Raw genomic sequence first — 19,268 nt, forward strand, 5'->3', positions numbered from 1 at the left:
GGAGCGTTGACAACATCGTGGCCATCCTGCAGCAGATCATCGACCGCCGCCTGTCGGGCAAGAACAAGTCCATCGGCAACCGCGAGCGCTTCCTCAGGCGCTACAAGGGTCAGATCCAGGAAGCGGTGAGGCGCGCCGTCAGCGGCCGCAACATCCGCGAACTGGAGCAGGGCGAAGATGTGACGCTGCCGCGCCACGACGTGTCGGAGCCCGTGTTCGGCCACGCCCGCGGCGGCGACCGCGAGTACGTCCACCCCGGCAACCAGGAGTACCTGAAGGGCGACCGCATCAAGCGGCCTGAAGGCGGCGGCGGAGGCGGCTCCGGCAGCGGAGAGGCCAGCGACAGCGGCGAAGGCGAGGACGACTTCGTCTTCCGCCTCACGCGCGAGGAGTTCATGCGCGTCTTCTTCGACGACCTCGCGCTGCCCCACCTCATCCGCACGCAGATCGCCGATGTGCCCGAGTGGAAGAGCCACCGCGCAGGCTTCACCAGCGACGGCTCGCCCAACAACCTGCACGTGGTGCGCTCGATGCGCGGCGCCCTCGCCCGCCGCATCGCGCTGGGCGGCGAGCCGCGCAAGGAGCTCAAGCGGCTGGAGGCGCACCTCGAAAGCCTGCGCAAGCATCCGCAGGTCGAGCAGCCCTTCATCCAGAAGGAAATCCGCGAGACGGAAGAGCGCATCGCCGAAGTGCGCCGCACCATGCGGCACGTGCCCTACATCGACCCCATCGACCTGCGCTACCGCAACCGCGTGAAGACACCGGTGCCCAGCGCCAAGGCCGTGATGTTCTGCCTGATGGACGTGTCGGGCTCGATGGACGAGGCGCGCAAGGACATGGCCAAGCGCTTCTTCATGCTGCTGTACATGTTCCTCACGCGGCACTACGAGAAGATCGACCTGGTCTTCCTGCGCCACCACACGCAGGCGCAGGAAGTGACGGAGGAAGAGTTCTTCCACGCTACGGAAACCGGCGGCACGGTGGTCTCCAGCGCGCTGGTGCTGATGGACGAGATCATCAAGGCGCGCTACCCCAGCGGCGAATGGAACGTGTACGGCGCGCAGGCCAGCGACGGCGACAACTGGCACCAGGACAGCGGCCGCTGCCGCGAGCTGCTGGTCGAGAACATCCTGCCGGTCGTGCGCTACTACGCCTACGTGCAGGTGGCCGAGACCGAGCAGAACCTGTGGCAGGAATACCAGCAGCTCGAAGGCGTGGAGCCCAACTTCGCGATGCGCAAGGTGTCCGACGCTCAAGATATCTACCCGGTCTTCCGCGACCTGTTCAAGAAGGAAGGGGTCACGTCATGAACACCGCCATCACCGCCCCTCCTCCGGCCACCAGCCTGCCCCGGCTGGAGCGCCTGCCCAGCCCTTCCGACTGGACCTTCGAACTCATCGAGACCTACCACTCGGAAATCGCCAAGACGGCCCGGGGCTACGGCCTGGACGTGTACGCGAACCAGCTCGAAGTCATCACCGCCGAGCAGATGATGGACGCCTACGCCAGCGTGGGCATGCCCATGATCTACCGGCACTGGTCGTACGGAAAGCAGTTCATCTCGACCGAGAAGAACTACAAGCGCGGCCACATGGGGCTGGCCTACGAGATCGTCATCAACTCCGACCCCTGCATCGCCTACCTGATGGAGGAGAACACCATGGCCATGCAGGCCCTGGTGATCGCGCATGCGGCCTACGGGCACAACAGCTTCTTCAAGGGCAACTACCTGTTCCGGATGTGGACCGACGCCTCGTCCATCATCGACTACCTGGTGTACGCGCGGCACTACATCGCCGAGTGCGAGGAGCGCCACGGCCTGGACGCGGTGGAAGAGCTGCTCGACTCCTGCCATGCGTTGATGAACTACGGCGTCGACCGCTATCGCCGCCCGCAGAAGCGCTCGCTGGCGCAGGAAGCCGCCCAGCGCGCCGAGCGCGAGCGCCACATGCAGCAGCAGGTGAACGACCTCTGGCGCACGCTGCCACGCAAGAGCGAGCAGGCGGCCGAGGCCGACGCTGCCAAGCGCTTTCCGTTGGAGCCGCAGGAGAACCTGCTCTACTTCATCGAGAAGAACGCCGCGCTGCTGGAGCCGTGGCAGCGCGAGGTGGTGCGCATCGTGCGCAAGATCGCGCAGTACTTCTACCCGCAGCGCCAGACCCAGGTCATGAACGAAGGCTGGGCCACCTTCTGGCACTACACGCTGCTCAACACCATGTACGACCGCGGCCAGCTCGCCGACGGCTTCATGATGGAATGGCTCAGCTCCCACACGGGCGTGATCTTCCAGCCGCCGGTGGGCCACCGCGCCTACAGCGGCATCAACCCGTACGCGCTGGGCTTCGCGATGTACACCGACCTGCGGCGCATCTGCGAGAAGCCCACCGAGGAAGACCGCCGCTGGTTCCCCGACTTCGCGGGCACCGACTGGCTGCGCACGCTCGACTACGCGATGCGCAACTTCAAGGACGAGAGCTTCATCGGCCAGTTCCTGAGTCCGAAGACGATGCGCGACTTCCGCTTCTTCGCGATCCGCGACTTCCAGAGCGAATCGGAACTGGAGGTGTCGGCCATCCACGACGACAGCGGCTACCACGCGCTGCGCGAATCGCTCTCACGCCAGTACGACATGGGAAGCCGCGAGCCCGACATCCAGGTGTGGAACGTGGCCATGCGCGGCGACCGCTCGCTGACGCTGCGCCACACGCAGCGCAACAACCTGCCGCTGCACGACACGGCCGAAGAGGTGCTCAAGCACGTCGCCCGGCTCTGGGGCTTCGACGTGCACCTGGAGAGCATCGACAGCCAGGGCCGCATCAGCCGCAGCTGGAAGGCCTCGGCGCCCAAACAACTCTACTGAGCGCGCCGCGGGCCCGGGTCAGGCCGCCAGCGCCGTGATGGCGAGGATGTAGCCCTTCACGCCCAGCCCCACGATGATGCCCTTCGCCGCCGGCGAGATGTACGAGTGGTGGCGGAACTCCTCGCGCGCATGCACGTTCGAGATGTGCAGTTCGATCAGCGGCACGCTCGCGCCCTTGATGGCGTCGTGCAGCGCGATCGAGGTGTGGGTGTAGGCGCCGGGGTTCATCACCACGCCGATCATGTTGCCCGCCGCCACTTCGCGGCCGGCCTCCTGGATCCAGTCGATCAGCACGCCTTCATGGTTCGACTGGCGGCATTCGATCTCGACGCCGAACTTCGCGCCCGTTTCCTTGCACAGGCGCTCGACGTCGGCCAGCGTGTCGCGTCCGTACTGTTCGGGCTCGCGCGTGCCGAGCAGGTTGAGGTTGGGGCCGTTGAGGACGAGGATCTTCTTCATGATGGTTGTCTGGGGGGAATCTGGCGAACGGAGGCCGATTATGGTCTCGCGGCCGTCCTGCGCCTGCGCGCGGCGGACGAGCCGACGTAGTAGTTGTACGAGTCGATGTCGACCACGCAGCGCGCCATCAGGTCGACGAAGGAGCGCAGCTTCCGCCCCATGTAGCGCTGCCGCTGGTAGGCGCAGTAGATGCGCCGCGGCTCCGGCTGCCACTGCGGCAGCACCGGCACCAGCACGCCCTGCTCCAGCTCGGGCCGCACGAAGAAGGCGGGCAGCAGCGCGATGCCCAGGCCGTCGATGCAGAAGGTCTTCATCACCCAGTGGTCGTTGGTCTCGAAGGCCGGCTCGGGGCCGAACGCGAAGCTGGCCGCGCCCGACACCAGCAGCACCTGCGAGCGCTCCGAAGGCTCCTTCATCACGATGGACTGGTGCGCCACCAGCTCATCGGGTGACGAGGGCACCCCGTGCCGCACCAGGTACTGCGGGCTCGCGTACAGCCCGTAGTTCAGCCGCCCCAGCAGCCGAGCCACGAGGTTCGGCGCATCGGGCGGCTCGGAGCACACGTAGCAGTCGACGTCGTCGATCCGAGGCGCATGGAAGCCGCTGGCCACGTCGAGCTGGCAGCGCACGTCCGGATGCTCCTCGAGGAACAGCTTGACCACATGGCAGACGAAGGAGGTGCTGAACTGCGTGTCCGACAGCAGCGAGAGGCTGCCCGACACGCCCGTCGTCAACGCGTGGACTTCGGTGCTGGCCTCTTCGAGCCGGCCCTTCACCTCGTCGAGCAGCCCTTCGCCGCGCACAAGAAACGCGCGGCCGGCCTCGGTGAGCGAGATGCGGCGCGGGCTGCGCAGCAGCAGTTGCGCGCCCAGCAGCTCCTCCAGCCGCGTGAGCTGCCGGCTCAGGGTGGCCTTGGAAACGCCGGAGAGGCTTTCGGCCTTGGTGAGACTGCCGCTCCTGGCGATCAGCACGAAAGCCTCGACCAGGGCGAGATCGATGCGGCTCATGCGGCCCAGCGTTGCAGGAATGAAAAGCAGCGTCTCTTCATGTGACTTTCATCGGTGCGGCGGAAACGGTACGGTATCACCGGCGCGCAGCCGTCCTTTCCGCGCTTTCCCCACGACATGAGCACTCCAGAAAACACCGTCATCGCCTGGCACCCCGTCGCACGCTCGGCCGACCTGCGCCCGGGCGCCAACATCGTCGCCGGCTTCGCCGAAGGCCAGGAACTTGCGCTCTGGCGCGCCGCCGACGGCACCGCCCAAGCCTGGGAAAACCGCTGCCCCCACCGCAGCGTGCGCTTCACGCTCGGGCAGGTCATCGACAACCGCCTGGCTTGCGCGTACCACGGCTGGCAGTACGAGGCCGGCAGCGGGCAGTGCACCAGCATTCCGGCGCACCCGGCCATGCAGGCGCCGCGCAACGTCTGCGCGAAGACCTTCGGCACGGCGGAGGCGGCCGGGATGCTGTGGGTGAATCTTTCGCCCGAGGCTGCACCGGTTCCAGACGAACTGCGCGATGCCGTTCCCACCGGCTGGCACTTCTGCCGCACGCTGACGGTTCGCGCGCCCGCCCAGGCCGCTCGTGAAGCGCTGGAGAGCCACGGCATGGCCAGGGTTTCCTCCTCCTGGCGGGGCCGGATCGGCGGCACGGAAACCGTCGCCCTCGTCCTTGACGCCCAGCCCCGGCTCGCCTTCATCCACCTGTGGACGGAAGCCGCCCCCGGCTCGGCCGCCATGAAAGCCTTGCACGCGGCCGCCCGCCAGCTGCGCACCGAAATCGAAGCCCTGCCCCAGGGTTGAAAGAAGAGAAACCCATGCCCTTCGTCACCGACGATCCCAACATGCTCGACGACTGGCTGGTCGTCGGCCCCGCGCCGGCGCCAACGGCCTCGCGCGAAACCCGGCTGCTCGGCGAAACCGTGCGGCTGTCGACCGATGCCGACGGCACTCCCCGCTGCAGCCTCGGCGACACCCCGCTCGCCGTGCAATCCAGCTACGGCTATCTCTGGGTCTGCCCGAGCGGCCGCCCCGCTCGCCCGCTGTTCGACTTTCCCGAATACGGCGAACCCGGCCGCCGTCGCGTCGACTGCGGCGGCATCGGCGTCGCGGTGTCGGGCCTGCGGGTGATCGAGAACTTTCTCGACATGGCGCACTTTCCCTTCGTGCATGCCGACTACCTCGGCAAGGTGCCGCACACCGAGGTGGCGCAGTACCAGGTGCAGGTGGAGCCCGCCACCGGCGAGATCTGGGCCACCGACTGCCGCTTCTGGCAGCCGCGCGCCTCCGCCGCGCACGACGCCTCGGGCAGCGAGGTGCTCTACAAGTACCGCGTGATGCAGCCCTTCTCGGCCATGCTCTACAAGAGCAGCTTCCGCGCGGGCGAGCTCGATGCGATCGGCATCTTCCTGCAGCCGGTCGACGAGGAACACGTGATCGCCCACACCCTGCTGGCCTGCTACGACGACCATTCCACCGACGCCGAGCTCATCGCCTTCCAGCACACCATCTTCGGGCAGGACAAGCCCATCCTGGAGAACCACGCCTTCAAGCGCATGCCGCTCGAAGGCCGCGCCGAGACGCCCACGCGCGGCGACACCTCCTCCGTCACCTACCGGCGATGGCTGCGCGAGCGCGGCATGCGCTTCGGCGTGAGGGCCGCGGCATGAGCACGGCGACACTGAAGCTCTACGACTACCCGCTCTCGGGCAACTGCTTCAAGGTGAGGCAGATGCTGGCCTGGCTGGGCGTGGCGTACCAGGCGGTGCCGGTCGATTTCTTTCCCGGCCGCGAGCACAGGTCGGCCGCGTTCCTCGCCAACGTCAATCCGCTGGGCCAGCTGCCGGTGATCGACGACGACGGCTTCGTGCTGCGCGACGCGCAGGCCATCCTGGTCTACCTCGCGAGCCGCCACGACCCGCAGGGCCGCTGGTATCCCGCCGACGCGAAGCTGCGCGGCGAAGTCGCCCAGTGGCTCGCCACCGCCGACGAGATCACCCGAACCGCCTCGGCCGCGCGGCTGCACGATGCGCTCGGCTATCACCACCTCGACATCGATGCCTGCCGCGCGGGCGCGCGCGCCGTATTCCGCGTGCTCGACGACCACCTCGCCGAGCGAGCCACCGAAGGCCTGCGCTGGCTCGCGTCGGCGCCGGAGGCCACCATTGCCGACCTCGCCTGCTTTCCCTATGTGGCGCTCGCGGGCGAAGGCGGCATCTCGCTCGACGAGTTTCCCGCGCTGCGAAACTGGGTCTGGGATTTCCGCCACCTGCCGGGGTTCATCGGCATGTCGGGTATCTTCCCTGCTGGCCCTGCCTGAGAATCCCCTCCCATTCCCCGCTTCCGAGATCGAACATCATGAAGACCAAAGCCGCCGTCGCCTGGAAATCAGGCGCCCCGCTCACCATCGAAACCGTGGACCTCGAAGGCCCGAAGTTCGGCGAAGTGCTCGTCGAGATCAAGGCCACCGGCATCTGCCACACCGACTACTACACCCTCTCGGGCGCCGACCCCGAGGGCATCTTTCCCGCCATCCTGGGCCATGAGGGCGCGGGCATCGTGGTGGACGTCGGCCCCGGCGTCACCACGCTGAAGAAGGGCGACCACGTCATTCCGCTGTACACGCCCGAATGCCGCCAGTGCAAGTTCTGCCTGAGCCGCAAGACCAACCTGTGCCAGCTCATCCGCGGCACGCAGGGCAAGGGCCTGATGCCCGACGGCACCAGCCGCTTCAGCCTCGACGGCAAGCCCATCGCCCACTACATGGGTACCAGCACCTTCAGCAACTACACGGTCGCGCCTGAGATCTCGCTGGCCAAGATCCGCGAGGACGCACCGTTCGACAAGGTCTGCTACATCGGCTGCGGCGTGACCACCGGCATCGGCGCGGTGATCTTCACGGCCAAGGTGGAAGCCGGCGCCAACGTGGTGGTGTTCGGCCTCGGCGGCATCGGCCTGAACGTGATCCAGGGCGCGAAGATGGTGGGCGCCGACAAGATCATCGGCATCGACCTGAACCCCGCGCGCGAGGCCATGGCCCGCAAGTTCGGCATGACGCACTTCATCAACCCCAAGGACACGGAGAACGTGGTCGATGCCATCGTGCAGCTGACCGACGGCGGCGCCGACTACAGCTTCGAGTGCATCGGCAACACCAAGGTGATGCGCCAGGCGCTGGAGTGCACGCACAAGGGCTGGGGCCGCAGCATCATCATCGGCGTGGCCGAGGCCGGTGCCGAGATCAGCACCCGCCCGTTCCAGCTGGTCACCGGCCGCAAGTGGGAAGGCTCGGCTTTCGGCGGCGCGCGCGGCCGCACCGACGTGCCGAAGATCGTCGACTGGTACATGGAAGGCAAGATCGACATCGACAGCCTGATCACGCACACGATGCCGCTGGAGAAGATCAACGACGGCTTCGACCTGATGAAGCGCGGCGAATCCATCCGCGGCGTGGTGATTTACTAACCCTCAGGCTTCGCGCACTTCGTGTCGCTGCGCCAACCCCCTTGCAGGGGGGCAACACCTGCGGCCCGGCAAAGCCGGTTCCGCGGTGGCCTCGGACTCACCCCCAGGCTTCGCGCACTTCGTGTCGCTGCGCCAACCCCCCTTGCAGGGGGCAACACCTGCGGCCCGGCAAAGCCGGTTCCGCGGTGTTCCTGGCAAAGGCATCTACTCATTCACTGGAGATGATCTCGTGATGGAAAGAATGGAACCCCTGCGCAGGATCGAGGCGGGCGTCCTCGAAGTCGCCTACTACGAAGCCGGCCCCGCCGACGGCCCGCCGGTGCTGTTGATGCACGGCTTTCCGTACGACATCCACACGTATGCCGAAGTCGCGCCCATGCTGGCCGACGCCGGCTGCCGCGTGATCGTGCCGTACCTGCGCGGCTACGGCGCCACGCGCTTTCTGAGCGAGGCCACGCCGCGCTCGGGCGAGCAGGCTGCGCTGGGCGCCGACCTGCTTGCGCTGCTCGACGCGCTGAAGATCGAGCGCGCCGTGCTGGCCGGCTACGACTGGGGCGGCCGCGCGGCCTGCGTGGTCGCGGCGCTGTGGCCCGAGCGCTGCGCGGGGCTGGTGTCCCTCAACAGCTACAACATCCAGAATATCGCCAAGGCGATGGAACCCGACACGCCCGACAACGAGCACAGCCTCTGGTACCAGTACTATTTCCACAGCGAACGCGGGCGCGCCGGCCTGCAGAAAGACCGCAAGGCGTTCACGAAGCTGCTGTGGAAGCTGTGGTCGCCCACCTGGAAGTTCGACGACGCCACCTTCGAGCGCAGCGCCGCCGCCTTCGACCATCCCGACTTCGTGGACGTGGTGATCCAGTCGTACCGCCACCGGTTCGGCCTGGTGCCGGGTGACCCGGCTTACGCCGACATCGAGCGCCGCCTCGCGGCCCAGCCGACGATCACTGTGCCTGCCATCACCTTCGACGGCATCGACGACGGCGTGCGCCCGCCGGCCGATGCCTCCGCCCACGCCAACCGCTTCGGCGGCCCGCGCTCGCACCGGCTGGTGCCCGGGGCCGGCCACAACCTGCCGCAGGAAGCGCCACGCACCTTCGCCGACGCCGTGCTCGAGTTCGTGCCGGCACTGCGCAGCAACGACAAGAACCCCCAATGACCGACAACACCCCCAAGCTGCTTTCCGAGCACCGCGCCTTCGGCGGCCTGCAGCGCTTCGTCGAGCACCATTCGCTCGAGATCGGCCTGCCGATGCGCTTCTCGGTCTACCTGCCGCCGCAGGCCGCGCACGAGCGCGTGCCCGCCCTGCTCTACCTCGCGGGCCTGACCTGCAACGAGGAGACCTTCGCCATCAAGGCCGGCGCGCAGCGCATGGCCGCCAGCCTGGGCATCGCGCTGATCGCGCCCGACACCAGTCCGCGCGGCCCGGAGGTGGAAGGCATTCCCGGCGCCAGGGACAACTGGGACTTCGGCATCGGCGCCGGCTTCTATCTCGACGCGCTGGCCGAGCCCTGGGCCACGCACTGGCGCATGGAAAGCTGGATCGTGCAGGAGCTGCTGCCGCTGGTGGCCAGGCACTTCCCGATCGACGGCGAGCGCATCGGCATCTTCGGCCACTCGATGGGCGGGCACGGCGCGCTCACGCTGGCGCTTCGGCATCCGGGGCGCTTCAGGTCGCTGTCGGCCTTCGCGCCGATCTGCGCGCCCACGCAGTGCCCATGGGGCGAGAAGGCCTTCGCGGGCTACCTGGGCGAGCCCGGCGCCGACCGCGCGCAATGGCTGGCGCACGATGCCAGCGCGCTCATGAAGTCACAGGTCACGGCGCCGTATCCGCAGGGCATCCTCATCGACCAGGGCCTGGACGACAAATTCCTGGCCGAGCAGCTGCATCCCGAGGCCTTCGAGGCCGCCTGCTTCGCCGCCGGCCAGCCGCTCACGCTGCGCCGCCACGCGGGCTACGACCACGGCTACTACTTCATCCAGAGCTTCATGGCGGACCACATCGCGCACCACGCGCAGACTCTGCGGGCCTCCAGCTAGAGCACGGCCCATCGACCGCGGCGGCCCCGCGCCGTATCATGAAACGCATCATGTCCGCCGCCCAAACTCCGGTCTTCCACCTGCGGTCGCGCGAAGGCGGCGCCGAGGAGAACATGGTGCTGGCGGGCATCTGGCGGCGCGCCTGGATTTCCGCCAACCGCGACGTGCCGCACATCGAGCCCATCGCCCACTGGCTGCATCGCGTGCATACCGAGTTCGGCCCGCCCGCCGACGTGGTGCTGGCCGAGCGCGAAGGCCAGGTGCTGGCCTTCATGGTGCTGCTCGTGAGGCGCGAGTACGTGGCCCAGCTCTTCGTCGAGCCTCATCTGCGCAACCAGGGCCTGGGCAAGGCACTGCTCGACGAGGCTTGCGTGCGCATTCCCAACGGCTGGCGGCTGCACGTGGCGGCCGGCAACACCTCGGCGCAGCGCTTCTACGAACGCTACGGGCTGGAGCGTGGCGCGGCCGACCGCCACCCCACGAGCGGCCGCGAGCGCATCGCCTACCATTGGTCGCCCTCGCGCCCGCCGTGGCGCATCGCCTGAGCGGCCGATTTCCTTCCTTCTTCGCTTCCCCATGCGCATCGACCACATCGCACTCTGGACCACCGATCTCGAACGCTGCAAGCGCTTCTACGTCGACTACTTCGGCGCCACCGCGGGCGCGGGCTACGTCAACCCGGCCAAGGGCTTCGCCTCCTGCTTCCTGAGCCTGGGCGACGGCGCGCGCATCGAGGCCATGACCACCAGCACGCTCTCGCCCCTGCCGGCCGAAGCCGGCGCCCAGCGCATGGGCTGGACGCACCTGGCGATCAGCGTGGGCTCCGACGCCGCCGTGGACGAACTCACGCAACGCCTGAAGGCCGACGGCTATCCGCTGCTCGACGGCCCGCGCCGCACCGGCGACGGCTACTACGAGAGCGTGGTGCTCGACCCGGACGGTAACCGCATCGAGATCACCGCATGAGTGCCGCGCCGGGCCGCCCCAGGCAAGCTCGCGCCGCAGTGCGAAGCACGAAGGCACGCCGATGAGCGAGTTCGTCCAAAGCCTGCACGAGATCTTCGAGCGCCTGGGCCGCATCGAAACCAGGCGCATGTTCGGCGGCCATGGCGTCTGGCACGAGGGCCGGATGATCGCGCTGGTCGCCAACGAAACGCTCTACCTGAAGTCCGACGCCGAGAGCGCCCCGCACTTCGACAGGCTGAACCTGCAGCCCTTCACCTACATGCGCCAGGGCAAGGCGATGCCGATGTCGTACCGGCTCGCCCCGGCGGACCTCTTCGAGGACCGCGAGGAGGCTGCCCGCTGGGGCCGGCTCGCCTACGAGGCGGCACTGCGCTCGGGCCAGCCGCCGAAGCCGAAGAAACCGAAAAAAGCGCCAGCTGCAAAGAAGGCGGCGGCCAAGAAAGCACCCGTGAAGAAGAAAAAGACCACGACGAAAGCAGCCGCCCGGTGAACGAGCGCCGCAACAACCCCGCGCTCCCGCCCCTGCCCGAGCGCGAACAGATCGCGCTGCTCGACCCCTTCGAAACCCTGACCGCCGCGAACGTCGTGGTCGTCTCCACGCTGCAGGAGGCCGAGCGCGCCGCCGCCACGCTGCTGGCGGCCGGCATCGCGGGCTTCGACACCGAATCGAAGCCCACCTTCGCGAAGAACGAAGTGTCGGGCGGCCCGCACGTGGTGCAGTTCGCCACGCGCGATGCGGCCTGGCTGTTCCAGCTGCACCGCACCGAGTGCAATCCGGTGGTGGCCGCGCTGATCGCCTCGACCGAGCTGCGCAAGGTCGGCTTCGGCCTGTCGGGCGACCTGACGCTGATCCGCAACCGGCTGAACATCGAGCCGAAGGCCGTGTTCGACATCGACGACGAGTTCCGCCGGCGCGGCTACCGCAGGTCGGTGGGCGTGAAGGCGGCGGTGGCGCTGGTGTTCGGCCGCCGCTTCGTCAAGTCGCGCAAGGCGACCACCTCGAACTGGGCCAACCGGCAGCTCACCGAGGCGCAGATCCGCTACGCCGCGAACGACGCCTGGGCGTCGATCCGCGTGTACGACGCGCTCTTCGGCGGCGGCTGAAGAGCCCCGTGCTCAGTCCCGCCCGGCTTCGATGACGGCCTGCGCGAGCCGCTGCGGGTTCGAGAAGAACATCTCGTGGCTGCCCGGACACTCCACCAGGCGGAACAGGCCGAGCCGCTCCGACAGGCGCGGATGCCACGGCAGGCCGTGCGGCATCGCGGTGTCCTGCTGGCAGTTCAGGTACGACTTGCCCAGCGCCAGCGCCGCCAGCGGCTGGCTCAGGCGGATCTTGTCCGTGAAGGTGCGGTACGGATGGGGGTTGAGCTTCTCGTAGGCGGCCTGCGCGGTCGCGAGGTCGGCGTCGTTGATGAAGGCCTCGCGCCAGATCTCGAAGGGCAGCGTCACCGCGTTGCCGTTGGCCGCGGCGACGGCATCGAACATCGTCACGTAGTGCGGCGGCACCATGTCGTTGAGCGATTCGCCGTCCAGCGGCACGAAGGCGTTGATGTACACCAACCGCTTGAGCCGGTGGGCGATGCGGTCGGCCACGCCCGAGATCACCATGCCGCCGTAGCTGTGGCCCACGAGGCGCACCTGCGTCAGGTCCTTCTCCTCGATGTAGCGCACGGCGGAGGCGATGGCGTCTTCGAGGCCGGTGCTGGAACGGTCGTCGCCGGGGTTGTTGCCCGCCAGCGTGGGGCAGTACACGGTGTGGCCGGCCGCGCGCACGCCGTCGGCCACGGCTTCGATCTCGGCGCCTGTATGCCACGCGCCGTGGACCAGGACATAGGTATCGGACATGGGAAGTCTCTTTCGTTGTTTCGATGCAGAGGGACTTTAGGAACGGGGCGATGCCGCGAATGGCCGATGCCTGCCACGCGGATGGCCGGTTCGCGCCAGTTCAGCGCCGGCGCCGCAGTTCGCCGGGTGTGGCGCCCAGGTGCGCACGGCATTGGCGAACAAAGTGTGATGCATCGGCCAGGCCCACGCGATACCCGATTTGGGCGATGCCCAGACGGTCGAAACGTGCATCGGCCAGCATGCGGCGCGCGGCCGCCATGCGGAAACCGGCGAGCGCGGCGGCGAAGGTTGTGGGCCCCTGTGCGCTGCTTTCGCCGGCGACCAGGCAGCGGTGCAGGCTGCGTTCGGAAATGCCCAGCCCGCGCGCCACGCTCGCCGCGGTGAGCCCGCACTCGGCGTGCCGCTCGCGCGTGGCGTCGAGCACGCGGCGGCGCAGCGCCGCCCTGCCCTTGTCCGGCTCATTTGCGGCGCCGCTGCCCGTGGCCAGGGCCAGCAGGCTGCCGAGCTGGTCGCTCAGCAGCTCGGCGGGCATCGGGGGCTTCGCCGCCAACTCGGGCGTCAGCTGCCGAACGAAGCCGCTGAGCACGCCGCCCCAGCCCGATTGCCCGTCGATGCGCCGCGCCACCTGGTCGCCGGCATCGGGAATCCAGGCATCGACCCAGGCGGTGGGCAGCTCGATCGAGATGGTGTCGGCCGACTGCAGCAAGTGGAATTCGTAGAGCCGGCGCGAATCGACCAACACCGCGTCGCCCGGGAGAAGCCGCGCCGAGCGGCCGTCCTGCACCGCCACCCAGGCCGAGTCGGCCTTGCACAGCAGGTAGAAGTAGTTGTTCCGGCTGTGGGCGATGGCCCGGCGCGTGCGGTAGACGTCCTGCGCGCTGCCGCGCACCTGGTTGACCACGATGGGGCCCAGCGGCGCCGATTCGAGCGTGGCGCCGAAGCTGCCGGCTTTGGGGCTCGTCACGTCCATCTCCAGGAAGCCCTCGCAGACGGCGCCCACCCAGTAGTCGAGCCGCTGCGAGGGCGGCACGGCGTCGGTGGACCAGCGGTGGATGGCGTCGTGGCTCATGGGGGAATGAACATAGCCAAGGCGGACCCGCTTGCCAATCGGGTTTAGACCGCCTCCGACGCCCCGCCGGGCGCCACATCGGCACAATGGCCCTCGAATCAAACCGGTGCGCGGGGCGCCGCCCCGCCTGCACATACACGAAGGAAGGACACCACAGGCCATGAGCAACAAGCAAAGCGACTTCGGACTGATCGGCCTGGCCGTGATGGGCCAGAACCTCGTTCTGAACGTGGAAAGCCGCGGCTTCCAGGTCAGCGTCTACAACCGCACCGAGGCCACGACCGAGGCCTTCATCGCCGCCAACCCGGGCAAGAAGCTGGTCGGCGCGAAGACGCTGGAAGAGTTCGTGCAAAGCCTGGCGAAGCCGCGCAAGATCCAGATCATGGTCAAGGCCGGCGCGCCGGTCGACCAAGTGATCGAGCAGCTCATTCCCCTGCTGGACAAGGACGACATCGTCATCGACGGCGGCAACAGCCTCTATACCGACACCGAGCGCCGCGACGCATACCTCGCATCGAAGGGCCTGCGCTTCATCGGCGCGGGCGTGTCGGGCGGCGAGGAAGGCGCGCGCAAGGGACCGTCGATCATGCCGGGCGGGCCGCTTTCCACCTGGGAGGTGATGAAGCCGATCTTCGAGAGCATCTCGGCCAAGGTGGACGGCGAGCCCTGCGTCATCCACATCGGCCCCGGCGGCGCGGGCCACTACGTGAAGATGGTGCACAACGGCATCGAGTACGGCGACATGCAGCTCATCTGCGAGGCCTACAGCCTGTTCAAGGCCGCCGGCTTCAGCACCGACGAGATGGCCGCCATCTTCAACGAGTGGAACGAGGGGGAGCTGCAGAGCTACCTGATCCAGATCACCGCCAAGGCGCTCGAGCAGAAAGACCCGGAGACGGGCAAGCCGATCGTCGACGTGATCCTCGACAAGGCCGGCCAGAAGGGCACGGGCCAGTGGACGCTGATCAACGCGGCCGAGAACGCGGTGGTCATCAGCACCATCAACGCCGCCGTGGAAGCGCGCGTGCTCTCGTCGCAGAAGAAGGCGCGCGTGGCTGCCAGCAGGCAGCTGCAGGGGCCGAAGATCGAACTGTCGGTGGAGAAGAAGGCGCTGGTGGCCAAGGTGCACGACGCGCTCTACGCCTCGAAGGTCATCAGCTACACGCAGGGCTTCGACCTCATCAAGACCATGGGCGACAAGAAAGGCTGGGGCCTCGACCTGGGCGGCATCGCCTCGATCTGGCGCGGCGGCTGCATCATCCGCGCGCGCTTCCTCAACCGCATCACCGACGCCTTCCGCACCGACCCGGCGCTGGCCAACCTGATGCTCGACCCGTTCTTCAAGGACCTGCTCAACCGCACCCAGCAGAGCTGGCGCGAAGTGGTGGCGCTGGCGGTGAGCAACGGCATCCCGGTGCCGGCCTTCAGCGCATCGCTGGCCTACTACGACAGCTACCGCACCGAGCGCCTGCCGGCCAACCTGCTGCAGGCGCAGCGGGACTTCTTCGGCGCCCACACCTACGAGCGCGTGGACAAGCCCGAAGGCCAGTTCTTCCACACCGACTGGCCCGAAGTGATCGGCTGAACACCGTGTGACCCCATGCCGGCCCTCGACTACCCCAGCCACCTGGTCGAGGACTGGCAACTGCCCGACGGCACCCCGGTGCGCATCCGCCCGATCCGCGCCGAAGATCTCGCGATGCACACCGCCTTCGTGAACGGCCTCTCGAAGGAAACCGGCTACCGGCGCCTGCTCTCGCCGCGAACGCCGCAGCCCGACGAGCTGTGGCGCATGACGCACATCGACTACGACCGGGAGCTGGCGCTCATCGCGACCACCATGGCCGACGGCGCCGAGCAGCAGATGGGCGTGGCGCGCTACGTGCGGGGCGAGACGCCGGAGACGGCGCAGGTCGCCGAGTTCGCCATCGTCATCGCCGACGCCTGGCAGCACCGCGGCCTGGCGTCCAAGCTCATGCGCAAGCTGATCGACGCCGCCAGGGCGGCCGGCGTGAGGCAGCTGGCCGACATCACCCTCTACGACAACACCGCCATGCTGGCGCTGGCGCGCAAGCTGGGCTTCAGCGTGCAGCGCGATCCGGGCAACCCGAACGTGACGCGGCTGCGGCTCGCGCTGGCCCCGGCCGCCTGAGCTTCGGCCGGCCGGCGGCCGAACCTTCCCCCTTCCTTCGCCCTGGGCGCCCGGCCCCGGCCTGCTGCCGCACGCCCGCACGTGGCCTTTTGGTAAAGCGCCACACCTCGTTCGCGGGCGCCTGCAAACCTAAATCTACTTCCTTATGATGCAAAACCTTTTTCCGCCGGAAGCAGAGAGCCTTCGCCATGGTCCAGCTCGCATTGCGTCGTCCGTACACATTCATCGTCATGGCGATGCTGATCGTGCTGGCCACGCCCTTCGTGCTGGCGCGCATGGCGACCGACATCTTCCCGGAAATCAACATCCCGGTGGTCAGCATCATCTGGAACTACACCGGCCTGCCGGCCCAGGAGATGGGCCAGCGCATCTCGGGCCAGGTGGAGCGCGGGCTGACCACCACGGTGAGCGACATCGAGCACATCGAATCGCAGTCGCTGGCGGGCGTGGCCATCATCAAGGTGTTCTTCCAGCCCACGGCCAACATCGAGATGGCCATCTCGCAGGTGGTGGCCTCCATGCAGGCGCAGGTGCGGCAGCTGCCGCCGGGCATCACGCCGCCGCTGGTCATCAAGTACTCGGCCTCCAGCGTGCCGGTGATCCAGCTGGCTCTGTCGAGCCCCACGCGCTCTGAAAACTCCCTCTTCGACGCCACCGTCAACCAGCTGCGGCCGCAGCTCATCACCGTGCCGGGCGCGGCCATTCCCTTTCCCTATGGCGGCAAGAACCGGCTGATCTCGGTCGACCTCGACACCCAGGCGCTGCAGGCGCGCGGCCTCTCACCGGCCGACGTGGTGAACGCGGTGAACACGCAGAACCTGATCCTTCCCTCGGGCACGGCCAAGTTCGGCGCTACCGAATACAACGTGCGAATGAACGGTTCGCCCGATGCCATCGCGGGCCTGAACGACCTGCCGATCCGCACGGTGAACGGCGCCACCACCTACCTGCGCGACGTGGCCTACGTGCGCGACGGCTTCTCGCCGCAAACCAACGTGGTGCGCCAGGACGGCGTGCGCGGCGTGCTGCTGTCGGTGCTGAAGAACGGCGGCGCCTCCACGCTGGACATCGTCTCCAACATCCGCGCGATGCTGCCCATCGCCGCCCAGACGATGCCGGAGGACATCAAGATCACGCCGCTGTTCGACCAGTCGGTGTTCGTGAAGGCGGCCGTCAAGGGCGTGGTGTTCGAGGCCATCCTGGCGGCCGCCCTCACGGCCGCGATGGTGCTGATCTTCCTGGGCAACTGGCGCAGTACGCTCATCATCGGGCTGACCATTCCGCTGTCGATCCTGGCGTCCATCCTGGTGCTCTACGCGCTGGGCGAGACGCTCAACCTCATGACGCTGGGCGGCCTCGCGCTCTCGGTGGGCATCCTGGTCGACCAGGCGATCGTGACCATCGAGAACATCGAGCGGCACCTGCACATGGGCACGCCGCTGAAGGAAGCCATCGAAGTCGGTGCGGGCGAGATCGGCTCGGCGGCGTTCGTGTCCACGCTGTGCATCTGCATCGTGTTCGTGCCGATGTTCTTCCTCTCGGGCGTGGCGCGCTTCCTCTTCGTGCCGCTGGCCGAGGCGGTGGTGTTCGCGATGATCGCGTCCTACCTGCTGTCGCGCACGCTGGTGCCGACGCTGGTGATGCTGCTGATGGGCGGTGCGCATTCGGCGCAACCGGTGGAAGGCGCCAGGCAGAGCGCCCTGCAGCGCCTCTACCGCGCCTTCGACCGCCGTTTCGAGCGCGTGCGCCGCGCCTACACGCTGGTGCTGTCGGCGGTGCTGTCGAAGCGCGCGGGCTTCATCGGCCTGTTCCTCGGCTTCTGCCTGCTGTCGTGCCTGCTCTACCCCGCGCTGGGCCGCGACTTCTTCCCGACGGTGGATGCCGGCCAGATCCGCCTGCACCTGCGCGCGCCCACCGGCACGCGCATCGAGGAAACGGCGCGCCTCACCGACCGGGTGGAGGCCGCCATCCGCGAGCTGGTGCCACCCGACCAGCTGGAGACCATCCTCGACAACCTGGGCGTGCCCAACAGCGGTATCAACCTCTCGTACAGCAACGCCGGCACCATCGGCACCTTCGACGGCGAGCTGCTGCTGTCGCTGAAGGAAGGCCACAAGCCCACCGAGCAGTTCGTGTCGCTGCTGCGCGCGGAGCTGCCCAAGCGCTTTCCGGGCATCGAGTTCTTCTTCCAGCCGGCGGACATCGTCACGCAGATCCTGAACTTCGGCCTGCCCGCGGCCATCGACGTGCAGTTCAGCGGCAACGACATGGCGGGCAACGCGGCGCGCGCGGCCGAGCTGACCAAGGCGATCCGCCAGATCCCCGGCGCGGTCGACGCCCACGTGCACCAGCGCCTGGACGGCCCCGCGCTGAGCCTGCAGATGGACCGCACCCGGCTGCAGCAATACGGCCTGACCGCCGCCAACGTGGGGCAGAACGTGCTCATCGCACTGTCGGGCAGCTCGCAGACGGCGCCCGCCTTCTGGCTGAACCCGGCCAACGGCGTGGTCTACAGCATCGCGGTGCAGTCGCCGCAGTACGTGGTCGACTCGCTGGATTCGCTGCTGAACATCCCGGTGGGCGCCAGCGGCACGCCGGCGGCGGGCGGTTCGCAGCAGCTGCTGGGCAACCTGGTCGACGCGCAGGCCGCGCGCCAGCCGGCCGTGATGTCGCGCTACAACATCGCGCCGGTGATCGACGTCTACGTGAGCGTGCAGGGCACCGACCTCGCCAGCGTGGCCTCGAAGGTGCAGAAGCTGGTCGACGAAATGCGGCCCACGCTGCCGCGCGGCAGCCGCGTCGAGATCCGCGGGCAGGTGCAGACGATGCAGTCGTCCTTCATCGGCCTGGGCGTGGGGCTGGCGATGGCCATCGTGCTGGTGTACCTGCTGATCGTGGTCACCTTCCAGTCGTGGCTGGACGCGGCCATCATCATCACCGCCCTGCCGGCCGCGCTCGCGGGCATCGCGTGGATGCTGTTCATCACCGGCACCACGCTGAGCGTGCCCGCGCTGACGGGCGCGATCATGACCATGGGCGTGGCCACGGCCAACTCCATCCTGCTGGTGTCCTTCGCGCGCGAGCGGCTGGCCGCGGGCATTCCGCCGCTGTCGGCCGCGCTGGAAGCGGGTGCCACCCGCATCCGGCCGGTGCTGATGACGGCGCTGGCGATGATCATCGGCATGATCCCGATGGCGCTGGGCCTGGGCGAAGGCGCCGAGCAGAACGCGCCGCTGGGCCGCGCGGTGATCGGCGGCCTGGTCTTCGCCACGGTGTCGACATTGTTTTTCGTGCCCGCCGTGTTCGCGGGAGTGCACAGTCGGCTTGCGCACCGCCGGGCGGCGCGCGAGGCCGCGCAGCATCAACAGCATCAACCGCCAGCGGGCACGACCGCCCCCCAGGAGAACTGAT

19 protein-coding genes are annotated in these 19,268 nt (G+C 68.2%); 15 read left to right on the forward strand and 4 right to left on the reverse strand.

Translation table 11 applies throughout. The features are described 5' to 3' along the window. Positions 1 to 17 precede the first annotated feature (17 nt). Both ABL844_RS21780 and ABL844_RS21785 read left to right on the forward strand, forming a co-directional pair. Positions 18 to 1,310 carry a YeaH/YhbH family protein gene (locus ABL844_RS21780; protein ID WP_184641403.1) on the forward strand — a complete coding sequence of 431 codons (1,293 nt, stop codon included), beginning with the start codon at positions 18 to 20 and terminating at the stop codon, positions 1,308 to 1,310. Further along, positions 1,307 to 2,860, forward strand: a complete 1,554-nt coding sequence (locus tag ABL844_RS21785) for a SpoVR family protein (protein WP_126024871.1) — start codon at positions 1,307 to 1,309, stop codon at positions 2,858 to 2,860. The genes ABL844_RS21780 and ABL844_RS21785 overlap by 4 nt, the downstream gene beginning before the upstream one ends. Positions 2,861 to 2,878: 18 nt before the next feature. On the opposite strand, the gene aroQ is transcribed toward ABL844_RS21785, so the two are convergent. After that, complete coding sequence (gene aroQ, locus ABL844_RS21790; protein ID WP_126024870.1) at positions 2,879 to 3,319, reverse strand: type II 3-dehydroquinate dehydratase; 441 nt, start codon at positions 3,317 to 3,319, stop codon at positions 2,879 to 2,881. Between the two features lie 38 nt (positions 3,320 to 3,357). Further along, positions 3,358 to 4,326 carry a LysR family transcriptional regulator gene (locus tag ABL844_RS21795; RefSeq protein ID WP_184641405.1) on the reverse strand — a complete coding sequence of 323 codons (969 nt, stop codon included), beginning with the start codon at positions 4,324 to 4,326 and terminating at the stop codon, positions 3,358 to 3,360. 117 nt (positions 4,327 to 4,443) lie between these two features. Here ABL844_RS21795 and ABL844_RS21800 point away from each other — a divergent pair, with 117 nt between their 5' ends. The 10 genes from ABL844_RS21800 (at position 4,444) to ABL844_RS21845 (ending at position 11,895) form a co-directional block, all read left to right on the forward strand. Then, positions 4,444 to 5,121 carry a Rieske 2Fe-2S domain-containing protein gene (locus ABL844_RS21800; RefSeq protein ID WP_418128868.1) on the forward strand — a complete coding sequence of 226 codons (678 nt, stop codon included), beginning with the start codon at positions 4,444 to 4,446 and terminating at the stop codon, positions 5,119 to 5,121. A 14-nt stretch (positions 5,122 to 5,135) separates the two neighbouring features. Beyond that, entirely contained in the window at positions 5,136 to 5,987 is an 852-nt protein-coding gene (locus ABL844_RS21805) for an aromatic ring-hydroxylating oxygenase subunit alpha (RefSeq protein ID WP_184641407.1), read from the forward strand. Continuing rightward, on the forward strand, positions 5,984 to 6,637 hold the full coding sequence (locus ABL844_RS21810) for a glutathione S-transferase family protein (protein ID WP_418128869.1): 654 nt from the start codon (positions 5,984 to 5,986) through the stop codon (positions 6,635 to 6,637). The genes ABL844_RS21805 and ABL844_RS21810 overlap by 4 nt, the downstream gene beginning before the upstream one ends. A 38-nt stretch (positions 6,638 to 6,675) precedes the next feature. Beyond that, on the forward strand, positions 6,676 to 7,782 hold the full coding sequence (locus ABL844_RS21815) for an S-(hydroxymethyl)glutathione dehydrogenase/class III alcohol dehydrogenase (protein WP_184641409.1): 1,107 nt from the start codon (positions 6,676 to 6,678) through the stop codon (positions 7,780 to 7,782). 232 nt (positions 7,783 to 8,014) lie between these two features. Then, a complete protein-coding gene (locus tag ABL844_RS21820; RefSeq protein ID WP_418128870.1) occupies positions 8,015 to 8,944 on the forward strand; it encodes an alpha/beta fold hydrolase in 930 nt (309 codons plus the stop codon). Then, positions 8,941 to 9,825 carry an S-formylglutathione hydrolase gene (gene fghA, locus ABL844_RS21825; RefSeq protein ID WP_184641410.1) on the forward strand — a complete coding sequence of 295 codons (885 nt, stop codon included), beginning with the start codon at positions 8,941 to 8,943 and terminating at the stop codon, positions 9,823 to 9,825. Before ABL844_RS21820 ends, fghA begins: the two co-directional genes overlap by 4 nt. Positions 9,826 to 9,875: 50 nt before the next feature. After that, complete coding sequence (locus ABL844_RS21830) at positions 9,876 to 10,370, forward strand: GNAT family N-acetyltransferase (protein WP_240650801.1); 495 nt, start codon at positions 9,876 to 9,878, stop codon at positions 10,368 to 10,370. A 31-nt stretch (positions 10,371 to 10,401) separates the two neighbouring features. Further along, entirely contained in the window at positions 10,402 to 10,791 is a 390-nt protein-coding gene (locus ABL844_RS21835; RefSeq protein WP_126024861.1) for a VOC family protein, read from the forward strand. Positions 10,792 to 10,852: 61 nt separating this feature from the next. Continuing rightward, complete coding sequence (locus ABL844_RS21840) at positions 10,853 to 11,281, forward strand: TfoX/Sxy family protein (protein WP_126024860.1); 429 nt, start codon at positions 10,853 to 10,855, stop codon at positions 11,279 to 11,281. After that, positions 11,278 to 11,895 carry a 3'-5' exonuclease gene (locus ABL844_RS21845; RefSeq protein ID WP_126024859.1) on the forward strand — a complete coding sequence of 206 codons (618 nt, stop codon included), beginning with the start codon at positions 11,278 to 11,280 and terminating at the stop codon, positions 11,893 to 11,895. The genes ABL844_RS21840 and ABL844_RS21845 overlap by 4 nt, the downstream gene beginning before the upstream one ends. Positions 11,896 to 11,907: 12 nt before the next feature. Here ABL844_RS21845 and ABL844_RS21850 read toward each other — a convergent pair whose 3' ends face one another. Together ABL844_RS21850 and ABL844_RS21855 are read right to left on the reverse strand one after the other, a co-directional pair. Beyond that, positions 11,908 to 12,636: an alpha/beta fold hydrolase gene (locus tag ABL844_RS21850; RefSeq protein WP_126024858.1), complete on the reverse strand. Its 729-nt coding sequence runs from the start codon at positions 12,634 to 12,636 to the stop codon at positions 11,908 to 11,910. A 100-nt stretch (positions 12,637 to 12,736) separates the two neighbouring features. Then, positions 12,737 to 13,705, reverse strand: coding sequence for a helix-turn-helix domain-containing protein (locus ABL844_RS21855; RefSeq protein WP_418128872.1), 969 nt, complete (start codon positions 13,703 to 13,705; stop codon positions 12,737 to 12,739). 160 nt (positions 13,706 to 13,865) lie between these two features. Between ABL844_RS21855 and gnd the strand changes: the two genes are divergently transcribed. From gnd to ABL844_RS21870, 3 genes are all read left to right on the forward strand, one after another. Beyond that, positions 13,866 to 15,290 carry a decarboxylating NADP(+)-dependent phosphogluconate dehydrogenase gene (gene gnd / locus ABL844_RS21860; protein WP_418128873.1) on the forward strand — a complete coding sequence of 475 codons (1,425 nt, stop codon included), beginning with the start codon at positions 13,866 to 13,868 and terminating at the stop codon, positions 15,288 to 15,290. Positions 15,291 to 15,305: 15 nt separating this feature from the next. Continuing rightward, positions 15,306 to 15,857: a GNAT family N-acetyltransferase gene (locus ABL844_RS21865; RefSeq protein ID WP_369661525.1), complete on the forward strand. Its 552-nt coding sequence runs from the start codon at positions 15,306 to 15,308 to the stop codon at positions 15,855 to 15,857. A gap of 188 nt (positions 15,858 to 16,045) precedes the next feature. Beyond that, positions 16,046 to 19,267 (forward strand): efflux RND transporter permease subunit, encoded by a 3,222-nt coding sequence (locus ABL844_RS21870; protein ID WP_418128874.1) that lies wholly within the window; start codon positions 16,046 to 16,048, stop codon positions 19,265 to 19,267. Position 19,268: the final 1 nt, after the last annotated feature.

The organism is Variovorax sp. 278MFTsu5.1 (assembly GCF_048305045.1).
Classification (GTDB): Bacteria; Pseudomonadota; Gammaproteobacteria; order Burkholderiales; family Burkholderiaceae_C; genus Variovorax; species Variovorax guangxiensis.

Coding starts and splice junctions, on each gene's coding strand:
- ABL844_RS21855 (WP_418128872.1), bottom strand. CDS start 13,705: ATGAGCCACGACGCCATCCACCGCTGGTCCACCGACGCCGTGCCGCCC.
- ABL844_RS21870 (WP_418128874.1), top strand. CDS start 16,046: ATGGTCCAGCTCGCATTGCGTCGTCCGTACACATTCATCGTCATGGCG.
- ABL844_RS21840 (WP_126024860.1), top strand. CDS start 10,853: ATGAGCGAGTTCGTCCAAAGCCTGCACGAGATCTTCGAGCGCCTGGGC.
- gnd (WP_418128873.1), top strand. CDS start 13,866: ATGAGCAACAAGCAAAGCGACTTCGGACTGATCGGCCTGGCCGTGATG.
- ABL844_RS21815 (WP_184641409.1), top strand. CDS start 6,676: ATGAAGACCAAAGCCGCCGTCGCCTGGAAATCAGGCGCCCCGCTCACC.
- ABL844_RS21810 (WP_418128869.1), top strand. CDS start 5,984: ATGAGCACGGCGACACTGAAGCTCTACGACTACCCGCTCTCGGGCAAC.
- ABL844_RS21850 (WP_126024858.1), bottom strand. CDS start 12,636: ATGTCCGATACCTATGTCCTGGTCCACGGCGCGTGGCATACAGGCGCC.
- fghA (WP_184641410.1), top strand. CDS start 8,941: ATGACCGACAACACCCCCAAGCTGCTTTCCGAGCACCGCGCCTTCGGC.
- aroQ (WP_126024870.1), bottom strand. CDS start 3,319: ATGAAGAAGATCCTCGTCCTCAACGGCCCCAACCTCAACCTGCTCGGC.
- ABL844_RS21865 (WP_369661525.1), top strand. CDS start 15,306: ATGCCGGCCCTCGACTACCCCAGCCACCTGGTCGAGGACTGGCAACTG.
- ABL844_RS21785 (WP_126024871.1), top strand. CDS start 1,307: ATGAACACCGCCATCACCGCCCCTCCTCCGGCCACCAGCCTGCCCCGG.
- ABL844_RS21800 (WP_418128868.1), top strand. CDS start 4,444: ATGAGCACTCCAGAAAACACCGTCATCGCCTGGCACCCCGTCGCACGC.
- ABL844_RS21820 (WP_418128870.1), top strand. CDS start 8,015: ATGGAAAGAATGGAACCCCTGCGCAGGATCGAGGCGGGCGTCCTCGAA.
- ABL844_RS21795 (WP_184641405.1), bottom strand. CDS start 4,326: ATGAGCCGCATCGATCTCGCCCTGGTCGAGGCTTTCGTGCTGATCGCC.
- ABL844_RS21830 (WP_240650801.1), top strand. CDS start 9,876: ATGTCCGCCGCCCAAACTCCGGTCTTCCACCTGCGGTCGCGCGAAGGC.
- ABL844_RS21835 (WP_126024861.1), top strand. CDS start 10,402: ATGCGCATCGACCACATCGCACTCTGGACCACCGATCTCGAACGCTGC.
- ABL844_RS21805 (WP_184641407.1), top strand. CDS start 5,136: ATGCCCTTCGTCACCGACGATCCCAACATGCTCGACGACTGGCTGGTC.